The sequence below is a fragment of the Magnetospirillum aberrantis SpK genome (assembly GCF_011022235.1).
Lineage (GTDB): Bacteria > Pseudomonadota > Alphaproteobacteria > Rhodospirillales > Magnetospirillaceae > Magnetospirillum > Magnetospirillum aberrantis.
The window spans coordinates 158,707-173,503 of sequence record NZ_JAAIYP010000004.1; the positions used below are offsets into that span (position 1 = coordinate 158,707).

General features: G+C 66.4%; 12 protein-coding genes. 1 reads left to right on the forward strand and 11 read right to left on the reverse strand.

What is annotated here, in order from left to right:
- Window positions 1-8 precede the first annotated feature (8 nt).
- The 11 genes from G4223_RS01260 to G4223_RS01310 all read right to left on the reverse strand — a co-directional run bounded on the left by G4223_RS01260 (window position 9) and on the right by G4223_RS01310 (window position 13,965).
- Window positions 9-797, reverse strand: a complete 789-nt coding sequence (locus tag G4223_RS01260) for a phosphatase PAP2 family protein (protein WP_163673952.1) — start codon at window positions 795-797, stop codon at window positions 9-11.
- Window positions 794-2,515 carry an ArnT family glycosyltransferase gene (locus tag G4223_RS01265; RefSeq protein ID WP_338086791.1) on the reverse strand — a complete coding sequence of 574 codons (1,722 nt, stop codon included), beginning with the start codon at window positions 2,513-2,515 and terminating at the stop codon, window positions 794-796. Before G4223_RS01265 ends, G4223_RS01260 begins: the two co-directional genes overlap by 4 nt.
- 126 nt (window positions 2,516-2,641) lie before the next feature.
- A complete protein-coding gene (locus G4223_RS01270; protein ID WP_163673956.1) occupies window positions 2,642-3,493 on the reverse strand; it encodes a CheR family methyltransferase in 852 nt (283 codons plus the stop codon).
- A gap of 4 nt (window positions 3,494-3,497) precedes the next feature.
- On the reverse strand, window positions 3,498-4,649 hold the full coding sequence (locus G4223_RS01275; RefSeq protein WP_163673957.1) for a protein-glutamate methylesterase/protein-glutamine glutaminase: 1,152 nt from the start codon (window positions 4,647-4,649) through the stop codon (window positions 3,498-3,500).
- A gap of 36 nt (window positions 4,650-4,685) precedes the next feature.
- The gene (locus tag G4223_RS01280; RefSeq protein WP_163673959.1) at window positions 4,686-5,051 is read right to left on the reverse strand and encodes a response regulator; all 366 of its coding nucleotides are present in this window, start codon (window positions 5,049-5,051) and stop codon (window positions 4,686-4,688) included.
- A gap of 86 nt (window positions 5,052-5,137) precedes the next feature.
- Complete coding sequence (locus G4223_RS01285) at window positions 5,138-5,623, reverse strand: chemotaxis protein CheW (protein WP_163673961.1); 486 nt, start codon at window positions 5,621-5,623, stop codon at window positions 5,138-5,140.
- Window positions 5,620-8,370, reverse strand: a complete 2,751-nt coding sequence (locus tag G4223_RS01290) for a hybrid sensor histidine kinase/response regulator (RefSeq protein ID WP_163673964.1) — start codon at window positions 8,368-8,370, stop codon at window positions 5,620-5,622. Before G4223_RS01290 ends, G4223_RS01285 begins: the two co-directional genes overlap by 4 nt.
- 118 nt (window positions 8,371-8,488) lie before the next feature.
- Window positions 8,489-9,133, reverse strand: coding sequence for a histidine phosphotransferase family protein (locus G4223_RS01295; protein ID WP_163673965.1), 645 nt, complete (start codon window positions 9,131-9,133; stop codon window positions 8,489-8,491).
- Window positions 9,134-9,251: 118 nt separating this feature from the next.
- Entirely contained in the window at window positions 9,252-11,177 is a 1,926-nt protein-coding gene (gene asnB / locus G4223_RS01300; RefSeq protein WP_163673967.1) for an asparagine synthase (glutamine-hydrolyzing), read from the reverse strand.
- 146 nt (window positions 11,178-11,323) lie between these two features.
- Window positions 11,324-12,904: a DHA2 family efflux MFS transporter permease subunit gene (locus G4223_RS01305; RefSeq protein ID WP_163673970.1), complete on the reverse strand. Its 1,581-nt coding sequence runs from the start codon at window positions 12,902-12,904 to the stop codon at window positions 11,324-11,326.
- Window positions 12,901-13,965, reverse strand: coding sequence for an HlyD family secretion protein (locus G4223_RS01310; protein ID WP_163673972.1), 1,065 nt, complete (start codon window positions 13,963-13,965; stop codon window positions 12,901-12,903). Before G4223_RS01310 ends, G4223_RS01305 begins: the two co-directional genes overlap by 4 nt.
- Window positions 13,966-14,099: 134 nt before the next feature.
- On the opposite strand from G4223_RS01310, the gene G4223_RS01315 reads away from it, so the two are divergent.
- Window positions 14,100-14,669, forward strand: a complete 570-nt coding sequence (locus G4223_RS01315) for a hypothetical protein (protein WP_163673984.1) — start codon at window positions 14,100-14,102, stop codon at window positions 14,667-14,669.
- Window positions 14,670-14,797: the final 128 nt, after the last annotated feature.

Here is a 14,797-nt window from a genome sequence, read left to right on the forward strand (position 1 = left end):
CGTGACGTTCACTCGCGGCCGAGGCGGGGCTCCCATCCACGCTGGCGGAAGGCGCGGGCCAGGGCAAGGGTCACGCAGATGGCCAGCCACGATCCCGCCACCGCGTCCGACAGGTAATGCACGGTGGTCACCACCCGCGACATCGCCACCAGGACGGCGATGGTCAGCCACAGGGCGGCGTGGCGGGGAAAGATCACCATCAACGCGGTCATGGCGGCGAACGCCGCCTGGCTGTGTCCCGACGGGAACGAGTTCATGCCCCAATGGCGGCTGAACGGATTGAAGCCGTAGGTGCCGTCCTCGAACAGGTAACGCGGGCGATAGCGGCCCAGGCTGACCTTGATGGCGTTGCTGATCAGTCCCGACACGGCGATGGACAGGAACAGGAAGCCCGGCGTCACCGCCCAAGCCCGCAATTTCTGTCGCGTGGCGAAGGTGGCGACGCGCAGCGAGGCCGCCATCAATCCGGCCCAGGCCAATCCGGCCGGCACCAGATAAAGCTGGGCCTCGCCAAGTCGGGTCACCACCTGGAAGAAGCCTTCGACGTCGCCGCCCACATGGGCCTTGAGCAGGCGGGCGACCGGGCGGTCGACGGCCCACATGGCCAGCGCGCAGAACGCCGCCACGTACAGGAACGACCACCAGAACGGATGGCGCCGGGTGCGTTGCCATTGCTCGACACAGGCGGCGCGGGCCGGGGCGGTGGCCCGCCAGCCGCCGGCGATGGCGATGGCCAATCCTTCGGCGGCCAGTTGCAGACGCTCCAGCCAGGACAGCACGCCGCGTTGCCAGCTCATGGGTTCTTGACCCCCAGCACCACCAAGGTGGTGGGCTTGCCACGGGAATAGTTCAGGCCGTCGATGCGGCCGAATTCCTCGGTCTCAAGCCCGGCCTGGGTGGCGGCGGCGAAGAACGCCGGCAATTCGCGGTCCGACACCACCGCCAGGGTGCGGCGATGGGCGGCCAGATGGCTGGCGGCGCCGGCTCCGTCGGTGAAGCGGGTGTCGGTGCCCAGCATGAACACCAGACTGGGTTCGGAATAACCGGCCGCCGCCACCGGTCCGTCGGAACCGACGGTGCCGACGATGCGGGCGGCCGAACGCGACAGGAACAGATGGTCCAGACTGGGGGCCACGCCTTGGAACGCCACGGGATAGGTGGCGGCGGCGGTCAGCGACAGCGCCAGGATGGCGGTCACGATCTGGCCTCGCCACGCCAGCACCGCCGGCAACACGGTGGCCAGGGTGATGCCGATGGCCGCCGGCACGGTCAAGGGATCGAAACCGTCGCCGAATTTGATCGGCAAGATCACCATGGCCGCCGCCAGGGCCAGGCCGATCAGCACCCACACCGCGTACCACGCCTTGGCGGCGCGGTGGCGGAACACTTCGGCCCCTTCGCAGGCCATGGCGCCGATCATCAGCGCCAGCGCCGGAAAGGCCGGCAACACGTAATGGGGCAGCTTGGTGGGGATCAGTTCGAACATCAGCCAGGTCGGCACCGCCCAGGCCAGCAAGACCCGATAGGCCAACCGCTTGCGATGGCTCCACAGCTTGGCCACCACCGGCCACAGCACCATGGACGCCGGCCAGAAGGTGGCCGAGGCCAGCAACAGATAAAGGCCGGGAATGCCGCCATGGCTTTCCTGGGCGCCCAACAGCTTGGGCAACAGGTCGCCCTTGACCGCCTCGCCGACGAAGGCGCCGTCGGTGGCGTTCGACACCGCGGCGAACCATGGCGCGGCGATGGCGGCGGCGACGATGGTGCCCATCAACGGCTTCATGGCCACGAACCAGCGGACATGGCGGTCGGCCGCCCACAGGGTCAACAGGGTCAACAGGCTGATCATCGGCACCACCGGGCCCTTGATCAGGATGGCCACGCCCTGCGCCAGCCAGAAGGCCAGCGCCTCGGCGGTGCCGGGCATCATCATGCTGTTGGCGCTTGTGGGGGCGCCCGAGCCGGTGCCGCACGACCCGGTGCCGCACGACGATCCGCCGCCGCCCATGGCCTCGCGCGCCTTGGCGCCCACATAGAACCGCGCCAGCGTGCCTTGCGCAGCCACGGCGCAGGCCAGCAACAGCGCGTCGCTCTTGCCCTGATGCGCCTCGAGGGTCAGCATCAGCGACCCGGCCAGCAGGACGCCGGCCAACAGCGCCGGCCGGTCGCCGACCAGCGAACGGCCGAAGGCGAAGGTCATCAGCACCGCCGCCCACGCCGCCAGTGCCGACGGCAGGCGATAGGGCCACAGCTCGGTCGAGGAGGCATGGGACAGGGCTTTCACCGCCGCCGCCTGAAGCCAATAGGTGCCGGCCGGTTTCTTGGCCCGCATTTCGTCCTGGAACTGGATGCGAACGTAATCGCCGGTTTCCAGCATTTGCCGGGTGGCCTGGACGAAGCGCGATTCGTCGCGGTCCATGGCCGGCAACGCCGCCAGTCCGGGCAGGTACAGCACCAGACACAGCAATGAAAGCGCGAGATAGGGGCGAAGGCCACCGGTCAATCGATGTACCACGAGCATTCCTTCGGCAGAAAATCCCCTTTTCTAGAGCACGAAGCACCGGTGGGGATCAAGAGGCCAGCTCGCGGTACCGGCATGCGCCGACACGGCGCGGCCGGACGGACAGACGCAAGGAAGGGGTCAGCGCACCCCGCCGAAACCGCTGGGCGCGGCCGAGGCGCCGCCCAGGTTGCGGCAATAGATGCCACGCTGTTCGGGGATCGGCTTGAACTTGTCCGAGATGCCGAGAACCGTCTCGGCGCCTCCGAGATAGAGGAAGCCGTCGTCGGGGATGATCTTGCTGATGTTGTCGAGCACCCGACCCTTGGTCGGCTGGTCGAAATAGATCAGCACGTTGCGACAGAACACCACGTCGAACTGGCCCAGCGACTTGAGGTCGTGCAACAGGTTGTACTCGCGGAACTGAACCATGGCGCGGATCGACGGATCGATCTGCCACATCTCGTTGTTCTTCTTGAAGTACTTGACCAGCAACTGGATGGGCAGACCGCGCTGCACCTCGAACTGGGAATAAAGACCGGCCTTGGCCTTTTCCAGCATCTCGTTGGAAATGTCGGTGCCGACGATCTCGACCCGCCAGCCGGGCATCTTCGGCGCTTCTTCCTTGAGGATCATGGCGAGGCTGTATGCCTCCTGACCCGAGGACGAGGCGGCGGACCAGATGCGGAAGCTCTTTTTCGCCGCCCGCGTTTTCAGCATGGCGGGCAGCACCACGTCCTTGAACTGGTCGAACGGCTTGATGTCGCGGAAGAAGAAGGATTCGTTGGTGGTCATCGCCTCGGTGACCTCGCGCAGGAGGTCCTCGCCGGCGGTGCGCAAACTGGCGACCAGATCGTCCAAACCCTTGAGGCCGCGCTTGCGCGCCACCGGGGTCAGGCGCGATTCCAGCAGGTACGCCTTGTCGCGGGTGATGACCAGACCGGAACGGTCCTTCAGCAGCTTGGCGATGAAATCGAAATCTTCGGGTCGCATGGCCTTAGCGCCTCGACGCCAGCTTGATCATCCACGGCGCGATCTCGGGCAGCGGCAACACGGCGGAACAGATGCCGGCATTGGCCGCGGCGCCGGGCATGCCCCAGACGACGGAGGTTGCTTCATCCTGGGCGATCACCGTACCGCCGCCCTGGACCACCACTTGGCCGCCCTTGGCGCCGTCCGACCCCATGCCGGTCAGGATGACCGCCAGCACCCGCTTGCCATAGGCGGCGGAAATGCTGCGCAACATGGGATCGACCGCCGGGCGGCAGAAATTCTCGGGTGGGTTCTTGTTGAGCCGGATGACCTTGTCGGCGCCCTTGCTCTCGACCTGCATGTGGAAGTCGCCGGGCGCGATGTAGACCCGGCCGCTCTTGATCACCTCGCCATCGACGCCTTCCTTGGCGTCCCACCCCGACACCCGGCTGATGTGTTCGGCCAGGATGGTGGTGAAGGTGGCGGGCATGTGCTGGGTGATCAGGATCGGCTGTTTCACGGTGCCGGCCCGCATGGTGCCCAACAGGTTGAACAGCGCCTGCGGTCCGCCGGTCGAACTGCCGATGGCGATGACGTCCGGGACCTCGGGCGCGTGGCTGCGCAACTGGAGGGGGCCGGTCGGATGCAGCGCGCTGGGGCGCGGCGCCGGGGCCGACAGACGTGGGGAAGAGGCGACGCCGGGGCGCGGCTTGCGGTTGGGATCGCGGCGCCGCGCATGGCCCAGCGCCTTGACCTTGCCCAAAAGTTCGCTCTTGAAATCCATGCCGCCGGCCAGATCGCGGGTGGCGGTGGGCTTGGGGATGTAGTCGGCGGCGCCCATCTCGAGCGCCCGCATGGAAATGTCGGCGCCTTTCAGCGTCAACGTCGACTGCATGATGATGCGGACGCCGGGGTCGGCGGCCAACAGCTTGGGCAATGCGGTCATGCCGTCCATGATCGGCATCTCGATGTCCAGGACGATGACGTCCACTTCCTGGCGGTCAAGCGCCGACAGCGCCATCTGGCCGTTGCCGACCGAGGCGACGACGGCGATGGCGGGGTCTTCTTCCAGGATGCGGGTAACCAATCCGCGCACGACCGCCGAATCGTCCACGAGCATGACGCGGATCTGGTCGGCGTTACCGGCGGCGGCGGACGGGGCGGGTTCGAGGGCCATAGAGGCGGGGCATCCTTGCGACGAAAGGGATCGGACCTACAGCAGCCCGACTTGCGAGAACTTGGCCTGGAGGATTTCGCTGTCGAACGGCTTCATGATGTATTCGTTGGCGCCGGCGGTGATCGCTTCCTGGATGTGGTCGATGTCGTTCTCGGTGGTGCAGAACACCACCACCGGTTTGTCGCCGCCCGGCAATTTCCTGAGTTCGCGCAGGAAGTCGATGCCGTTCATCACCGGCATGTTCCAGTCCAACAGCACCGCGTCGGGCAGGGCTTCCTTACAGCGATCAAGCGCTTGCTGTCCATCCTCGGCCTCGACGGTGGTGAAGGACAGTTCATGCAGGATCTTCCGGGCCACCATGCGAATGACCTTGGAATCATCGACGATCAAACAGGACTTCATGCCCTTGGTGCCTCCTTAAGCAAGGTTCCGCTGCCCCGGGGATCCTTGCCGGTGAACCTTCCCCAGACCTTCTTGTTTTACTCTTACTATTCGTTCCTGTTGAAATCCAGCAGCTTGGCGACGTCGAGCACCACCAAGAGCTTGTCTTCGAGGCGATAGATGCCGGCCGAGAACTCGCGCCACATGGGGTCCAGCGTCGGCGGGTTGCGTTCGAACTTGGCGGCCGGCAGGCTGAGGACCTCGCCCACCTGGTCAACCATCAGGGAATAAAGCTCGCCGCCGTGGTCCACCACGACGCTCATCCCCTTGTTCTCGCCGCTGTTGTTGGGCAGGCCGAGGCGCAGGCGGACGTCGATGGCGGTGACGATGCGGCCGCGCAGGTTCAAGGACCCGGCCACCTCACGCGGGGCCAGGGGGATGCGGGTGATCTTCTGCGGCCCCAGCACGTCCTGGACGGTGAGGACCGGGATGCCGAACATCTGGCCCTCGATGTACATGGTCACGTAGTCCTGGGTTTCCGGAGCGGCGAGCTCGGTCCCCGGACGCTTTCCGGCGGGAACGATCTGGTTCATGCGGCACCTTTGATGGCGGCAAGCGTGGTGGCGATGGTCACCAGCAACGAGTCACGGTCGAACTTGGCGACATAGTCGTTGAAGCCGACCTGGCGGCCACGTTCGAAGTCCTTTTCGGTGGCGTGGCTGGACAGGGCGATCATCGGCGTCGTTTGCCAGCGACCCTCGGCCCGCACCGCCTGGGCGAAGTCGAAGCCGCTCATGCCGGGCATCTCGATGTCGCTGATGATCATGTCGAAGTCATGACCCTGTTCGCGCAGTTGCAAGGCGCGGTCGGGACCTTCGACCGCCGTCACCTCGTAGCCGGCGACCCCCAGGAGCGGGGTCAGCAGGTTGCGGAAGAACGGGCTGTCGTCCACCAGCAGGATGCGCGGCTGGCCGTGTTCGTCGCTGCCATATTCCTTTTCGCCGCGGCCGAACCAGTCGCCGAAGGCCTGCGGCAGATAGTAGCCGGCATCGACGATGGTGGTGGCCTTGCCGGCGATCACCGCGGTGCCGATGACACCGGGGTTGTCGGCCGACAGCTCGACCTTCAGGCGATCCTCGACGATGTCGACGATCTCGTCGACCACCAGACCCATGGTGTGGTCGCGGTCCGAGAACACCAGAACCGGCTGGCGTCCTTCGTCGCGGAAATGGGTCGAGCCGTCGATGGCCACCAGCGGCATGAGATGGCCGCGATACTGGACCATCGGCTTGCCGTGGCTGTATTCGACGTCCTTGACCTCGATTTCCTCGAGGCGTGCCACCAGGGCCAACGGCACCGCCTTGAGGTCGTCGCCGCCGGCGCGGAACACCAGCAACGAGGTCTTGGCGTCGCCGCGCATATCGCGCGCCACCGTCTGTTCCGTGGTCTGGCCGCCGCCCAACAGGCCCGATTCGCCGGTGGCGCCGGCGATGCCGTTGGGGTCGAGGATCATGATCACCGAACCGTCGCCCAGGATGGTGTTGCCCGAGAACATGTTGATGTGGCGCAGGATCGGCGCCACCGGCTTGACCACGATTTCCTCGGTGTCGAACACCCGGTCGACGATGATGCCGAAGGTGTAGGTGCCGACCTGGGTCACCACGATGAAGGTTTCCTGGACGCCCTGTTCGTCGTTCAGGCGCAGCAGCTTCTTCAGCGACACCAGCGGCAGCAGGCGGTCACGCAGCCTGAGCACCGGGGCGTTGTTGATCATCTCGATGCCGTGTTCGGAATTGGCGGTGGTCCGCACCAGTTCCAGCACGCTGATCTGCGGGATGGCGAAGCGTTCGGAGGCGCATTCGACGATCAGCGCCGAGACGATGGCCAGCGTCAGCGGAATCTTGATGACGAAGGTCGATCCCTTGCCCGGCCAGGACTTCAGTTCGACGGTGCCGCCGATTTTTTCGATGTTGGTGCGCACCACGTCCATGCCGACGCCGCGGCCCGACACCGAGGTCACCTTCTCGGCGGTGGAGAAGCCGGCCTTGAAGATGAACTGGTAGATCTGTTGCGGGGTCATCGAATCCAGTTCGGATTCGGAGGCCAGACCGTTGCCGATGGCCTTTTGCTTGATCTTGTCGAGGTTGAGGCCGCGGCCGTCGTCGGAAATCTCGATGATGATGTGGCCGCCTTCGTGGAAGGCGTTCAACACCACCTTGCCGATTTCCGGCTTGCCGGCGGCACGACGCTCGTCGGGGCCTTCCAGCCCGTGGTCGGCCGAGTTGCGGACCATGTGGGTCAGCGGGTCCTTGATCAGTTCAAGCACCTGACGGTCCAGCTCGGTCTCGGCACCCAGCATCTGAAGGTCGATCTTCTTGCCCATTTCGACCGACAGGTCGCGCACGATGCGCGGCAGCTTGGCCCAGGCGTTGCCGATGGGCTGCATGCGGGTCTTCATCACCCCTTCCTGAAGGTCGGTGGTGATGTGGCTCAGGCGCTGAAGCGGCGCGGTGAACTCGCTGTCGTCGCGGCCACGGACCATCTGGAGCAGCTGGTTGCGGGTCAGCACCAGCTCGGACACCAGGGTCATCAGGTTTTCCAGCAATTCCACGTTGACGCGGATGGTCTGGGCGGCGACGGCCGATTCCTTGGCCTCGGGGGCGGCGCCACCGCCTGGCGGTCCGGCGTCCTTGATCACCGCCGGCGGGGCGGCGGTGGGGGCGGGAACGTTGGCCTTGGGGGCGGGCGCCGGCTCGGGCTCGGCGGCGGCCGCGTCCTTGGCGGCCTGGGCGGTGGCCTCCTTGGCGCGTTCCTTGGCCATCTCGGCCAGGATGTCGGTCTCGCTGGCGGCCTTCTTGCCGGCGGCGTAGGCGGCCTCGACCTCGGCCAGCAAATCGGCGGCGACCGGGAACGGCGTGTCCTCGGCCGGGGCGGCGGCGGCGGGGGCGGCGCCAGCCGGCTGGAAGCGGCCCTCGGCCATGGCGTTGAGCTGGCCGATCAAATCCTCGTCGCTGCCTTCCGGCTCGCACTCGTTCTGCTCGAGATGGGCCAGGATCAGCTTGATGCGGTCGATGGCCTGTAGGATCAGGGTCACCGCGTCGGCGGTCACCTCAAGCTCGCCGTCGCGGATCTTGCCCAGCACGTTCTCGCCGGCGTGGGCCACATGCTCCAGGCGGGGCAGGCCAAGGAAGCCGCAAGTGCCCTTGATGGTGTGAACCAGTCGGAAGATGTTCTGCAAAATCGCCGGTTCGGGGTTTTGTTCCAGCTTCACCAGCTCGACGTCGAGAACGGAAAGGCTTTCCGAGGTCTCGGTCAAAAACTCGCTGAGGAGATCATCCATGGTCGACTCCAGCTCCACACCTTTTCCGCTGTCCGCGCCCGTAAACCCGTTTTGCCCCCAGGGTAGAGCAGACAGCAACTCCGTTTAATAGCATGGTCCTGTGGGCAATAGAAGGACCCTAACCATCCGAACGAGATAGCGTATTCCTTGGAAGGACGGCCGCAAGCACCAGCCCCTCCGCAGAAATGGCGACGTCGAGCGTCCGCCCGAGCCGTTCCGCCAACAACCGCGCCAACTCGGCCTGGGCGCCGCGCGGCCCGCCAGGGGGCGCTTTTTCCACCAGCACGACGCGCGCTTCCTCGCTCAGGCTGGCTGGCTCGCCGTGGGCGGTGACGGCAAGGCCGCCGCCCTGGGCGGCGACCTGGATGCGCCCGCCGCGCGGCAGCGCGTCCTTGGCCAACAGCACCAGATTGAGCAACAGGTGCGCGGTCGTTCCCTCCAGCGCCTGGGGCGCCTCGGGCCAGGACAGCACGATTCCCGGCGAGGCGGCGGAGACCTGCGTCGCCAGATACCCTTCGATCAGTTCGGTCAGCACCACCGAGCTTTGCGGAGTGCTCGCCGCCGGGCCCAGGGCCGCGCGAAAGAACTTCAGCCGCGCCGCCGCGCCGCCGGCCGCGCCGGCCACCAGGGTCAAGGTCTCCGGGTCGGGCGCAACCTGCATGTCCTCAAGCAGTTCAGCCCCGGCCGCCGCCGCGCCCACCGGACCCGACAGGTCGTGGCAGATACGGGCGCACAGCAATTCGGCGAGCTGAACAAAATCCATCGAGACGGGGCCTGATCGGTTACAAAATTGATACATACTTAAGTAGCGTAGCAGTCTTGACCGTCCCCCGGAAGGGAGATTCGTCAACGCGGAATGTTTCCCTGTGCGCGGGGCCTGTTCAGGCGGTTTTTTCCGCTTCCAGCCAAGCCTGGAACATCAAGACGTGCCAAAGTTCGGTCTGCCAGTTCTTGGCCCCCGAGCGATGGTCGCGCCAGCACCGCGCCACCAGCCGGGGCTCCAGCAATCCCTGGCGGTGCAGCATGTCCTCGGCCAACAAATCGTCGGCCCAACCCTTGAGGCGGCCGGACAGCCAGCGTCCGATCGGCACCTCGAACCCCATCTTGGGCCGGTCCACCAGCTCGCGCGGGACGTATTGGTAAAGCACGTCGCGCAGCACCGCCTTGCCGGTGGTGCCTTCGATCTTCATGGCGTTGGGCAGGCTCCAGGCGAATTCCACCACCGCGTGGTCGAGGAACGGCAACCGCGCCTCAAGCGACGCCGCCATGGTGGCGCGGTCGGTTTTCACGCACAAATCGTCGGGCAGGTAGCCCAACACGTCCATCACCATCACCGTCAGGGCCGGGTCCGACAGCTCCGGCTGGCGGGCCGGGTTGCCGAATACCGTGTCGGCGGGGCGGGCCCCGGCGACCAGGGACGGCATGCCGCGCCAGCGCGAATAATGCAGTCCCAGAAGCTCCGGGATCGAAGCGGCGTTCAGCGTTTCGAAGGTTTTCTTGAACCGATAGCCGGGGTAGGATCGGCGCTTGCGCCCGCCCAGCGCGGCCAGTCCGGCCAGGGTGTTGAACGGACCGGCCGGCAGCGCCGCCACCAGCCCGGCCAGCCGGCGCGACCATTTCGGCGTGGCGCGCAACCGTTGCCAATCGGCGGGGATGGAGCGGTAGATGCCATAGCCGCCGAACAGTTCGTCCGCGCCGTCTCCCGACAACGCCACCGTCACCTGTTTGCGGGTCACCTCGGCCAACAGACAGGTGGGCAGGCCGGCCGGGTCGGCGAAGGGCTCGTCCCAGATGGCCGGCAGGCGGGGCACCAGATCCAGTGCCTCGTCGTCGCCGACGCGAAGCTCGGTGTGGACGGTGCCCAGGTGGTCGGCGACGGCGCGGGCATGCGGGCTTTCGTCGTATCCTTGCTGGTCGAAACCGACGGTGAAGGTGTGGACCGGCGTGCTGGACAATTCGCACATCATGGCGGCCGTCAGCGACGAATCGATGCCGCCGGACAGGAACACGCCGACCGGCACGTCGGCCTGCATGCGAAGGCCCACCGAGGCGCGCAGCAACTGGTTCAGCCGCTCGGCCGCCGCCGCCCGGCCGCCGGTGAAGCCACCGGCCATGGCGTGGGCCCGCTCGGTGGCCGACCAATAGGTCCGCACCGTCACGCTGTCGCCCTTGACGGCCATCACCGTTCCGGGTGCCAGCTTGCGGGCGGCGGCGTAGATGGTGTGCGGCGACGGCACCCATCCCAGGCGCAGATAGGCGGCCAGGGCGTCGCGGTCGATGGTGCGGTCGAAGGCGGGATGGCGTTTGAGCGCCTTGAGTTCGGACGCGAACAGCATCGTTCCGCCGCTTTTGGCCCAATAAAGCGGTTTCTCGCCGATGCGGTCGCGGGCCAGATACAAGACACGTTCCAGCCGGTCCCACAGGGCAAAGGCGAACATGCCGTCGAAATGGGCCAGGGCCTTGTCCACGCCCCAGCGGGCCACCGCCTCCAGCAACACCTCGGTGTCGGAATGCCCCTGCCAGTTCGCGTCGCCGAGCCGTGCCCGCAATTCGACGTGGTTGTAGATCTCGCCGTTGAAGGTGACCACCCAGCGGCCGTCGTGGGATTCCATGGGCTGGTGGCCCTGGGGGCTGAGGTCCAGGATGGACAGACGGCGGAACCCCAGGGCGATTCCGGCGGAATCGTCGCACCACGTGCCCGAATCGTCGGGGCCGCGATGGACCAGGGTGTCGGCCATGGCCCGGACCACCCGCTCGCGTTCGGGGGTGTCGGCGCCGATGTCGAGAAAACCTGCGAAGCCGCACATGGACCGGTCCAGCCTGTGAAATCGGGAACGGCGGCGACCTTAACGCCGCCGAAGGCTGCGGGCAAGGTTCGCCCGCCGTTTCCCAAGAGACACCGGATAGAAGGGATTGGGGGCCATCCGGCGGGAAACGGCGGGCGATCGGGTGGTCAGTGTCCCCCGCCACCGGCGGCGGAGGGATGACCGACCTTGTGCACAAACGGCATCAGCAGCAGGCCGAAGGCGAAAACCATGCTCATCACCAACAGCACGTCGCCATAGGACAAGGTGGTGGCCTGTTGCCTGGTGATGTTGTAGAGCGCGCGCAACGCCGCCTGGTCGGGATCGCCGGGGATCAGGGTGGCATAGCGCGAGGACATGCTTTCCAGGCGGGTGACCGCCTCCAGGTTGGCCTGGGTCAGGCTCTCGCCCAGGCGGCTCATGTGCAGGTCGATGCGGTTGCTGACCATGGTGGTGATGGCGGCCAGCCCCACGGCGCCGCCGGTGTTGCGCATCAGGTTGTAAAGGCCGGATGCGTTCTGGACCTTGTTGGGCGGCAGGTGGCCCAAGGCCACGGCGTTGATCGGCACCATGCAGAACATCAGCGACAGCCCGCGCACCGCCTGGGGCAGGAACAGGTCCCAATATCCCCATTCGCTGGTCAGGTGGCTGTTGAGCCACAAGCCGGTGCCGAACAACCCCAGGCCGATTCCCAGCATGGCGCGCAGGTCCATGTGGCGGGCCAGGTTGCCGGCCAGCGGCGCCGACAGGAACTGGAACAGGCCGGTGACCATCATGGTCAGGCCGATGTCGATGGAGGAATAGCCCTGGACGCGGCCGAGATACAGCGGGATGACGTAGACCGAACCGTAAAGGCCGATGCCGATGATGAAGCTGAAGACGCAGCCCACCAGGAAGTTGCGGTCGGCAAAGGCGCGCAGGTCCACCACCGGATGGTCGCAGGTCAGCTCGCGCCACAGGAAGGCGATGCCCGCCACCACCATGACCACGGTGAACACGGCGATGGTCGGGTCCTCGAACCAATCCTCGCGCGGGCCTTCCTCCAGCACGTATTGCATGGACCCCAGGAACAGGGCGATGAACACCACCCCGGCCAGGTCGAACCCCTTCAGCAATTCCAGGCGCGGCCGGTCGATGTTGACGAAGGCCAGGACCACGAAGGCGACGATGGTTCCCGGCACCACGTTGATCAGGAACAGCCAGTGCCAGCTCCACAGATCGGTCAGGTAACCGCCGAGCGTCGGCCCCAAGGTGGGGGCCATGGTGGCGGTCAGCCCGATGATCACCGATACGCCGGCCTGCATGCGCGGCGGGAACAGGATGTAGCTGGTGGAAAACACCAGCGGGATCATGGCGCCGCCCAGGAAACCCTGGATGCCGCGCAGCACGATCATGGATTCCACGCTCCAGGCCATGGCGCACAACGCGCTGGCGATGGTGAAGGTGACGCAGCTGGCGAAGAACAGCCAGCGCGTGGACAGCACGCGGGCCAGCCACCCCGACAGCGGGATCATCACCACCTCGGCGATCAGGTAGGCGGTCTGGACCCAGCTTACCTCGTCGGCCGAGGCCGAGATGCCGGCCTGGATCTGGCTCAGCGAACTGGCGACGATCTGGATGTCCAGGATCGCCATGAACATGCCGACCACCATGGCGTAAAAGCCGATCCAGTCGCGCGTGGTGACCACGCGCTGGTCTGGTGGGATCGACGTGCGGTCGATGTGGGTCATTGCCCGGCCGTCTGTCGCGTCGTCAATTGTTCGGGAGAACCGGTGCGGGTGTCGATGCGGGCGACCACCGACAAGCCGGGACGCAACCGCCCGAGCAACGGGTTGTCGGCCGGCAATTCGATGCGGACCGGCAGGCGTTGGACCACCTTGGTGAAGTTGCCGGTGGCGTTCTCGGGCGGCAACAGGCTGAACTTGGCCCCAGAAGCCGGCGAGAACCCGGTCACCGTACCGGTCAGCGTCACGCCGGGAAAGGCGTCGACCTCGATCTCGGCCAAGGCGCCGGGATGCATGCGGCCGATCTGGGTTTCCTTGTAATTGGCGTCGATCCACACGGTGGACAGCGGCACCACGCTCAGCAGGTGCTGGCCGGTGCGCACGTACATGCCCTCGCGCACCACGCGGTTGCCGATCACGCCGTCCACCGGGGCGCGGATCTCCGTTGCCTCAAGGTCGGCTTCGGCCAGGGCCAGTTGGGCACGGGCCTGTTCCAGTTGCGCCTGGGCGATGTCGCGATCCGATTCCAGCACCGCCAACTGACGGCGCGCCGCCAGGGCCTGGGCGTTGGACCCGGTCACGCCGGCCGCCGCCTTGGTCGCCTCGGCCTGTTGGCTGTCGAAACGCTGGCGCGACACGAAATCCTCGCGCACCAGACGCTGGGTGCGTTCCAGGTCGGCGCGCGACCGTTTCAGGTCGGCCTGAGCGGCGGTGATCGAAGCGCCGGCCTGGGTCAGCGTCGCCTGTTGCACCGCGACCTTGTCGTCCAATTGCACCAACGCCGCGTTACGTGCCGTCACCAGGGCGCGGGCCTCGGCCACGCGCGCCCGGAAATCCCGGTCGTCAAGACGCACCAGAACGTCGCCGGCCTTGACCGACTGGTTGTCGCCCACCGCCACCTCGACCACATGGGCGCTGATCTTGGGGGCCATGTTGGTGATGTCGCCTTCCACATAGGCGTCGTCGGTGGTCTGCCAATGGCGCCATTCGGTGGCCCAGCGGAAGGCGCCGAAGGCGGCGGCGACCAACGCGACGGCGGCGACGCCAAGCAGGACGGGTTTCTTCATCGGGGGGCTCGATCGACAACTGAACTGGACGGTTCAGTTTTATATTATCGACCGCTCGCCATGGTCAAGGTTTTTGCGCGGTTCAAATCCCCTCGTCGCCGCGCTAGGCTGAACGCGCAAGCACGGAGGCAGGCATGCGGACGAGGTGGCGGATGATGGCCGCGGTGACGGCTTTGGGGCCGTTGACGTGGGGTGCGGCGGCGATGGCGTCGGAACGGCTTGAGGTGCCGCAACTGCCCGGTTGGCAGGTGGTGAACAGCGTTTCCGACCACACCGGCGAGGTGACCGAGCTGATTCCTCCCGGAGAGACCGCCGATTCCTGGACCCGGCGGGTCACCGTGCAGGCGTTTCGCGGCGTGCCGATGACGGTGTCCGGTTTCCTGGATCAGGTGGTGCAGAAAACCGCCGAGGTGTGCGAGGGTGCCACCGCCGGCCCGCCCAGCATGGGCAAGGTCTCGGGGGCTGATGCCGGCACGCGCACGGTGGCGTGCGGCCAGTACAAAGGCGACGGCCGTGGCACCTTCGCCATGCATTTCGTGGTGCGTGGCCGCGAGGCCCTGTACGTGGTGACGCGGTTGTGGCGCGGCGCGCCGTTCAATCCCAAGACCATGCCCATCGACGCCGCCGAGTTGCGGGAGTGGAGCGACTACGCCGCCGACATCAATTTGTGCGACAGCCGCGATCCCAACCGGCCGTGCCGGTGAACGAGTGCATTGAAACATTCAGATGGTTCAATGCACCAAGCCCGAGCGGCACTTGAGCTTGGCTTGCGCCGGAGGCGCAGCCGCCAAAGGCAAGCCTAGTTCTCTGACGCATATGAATGCGTCAGAGA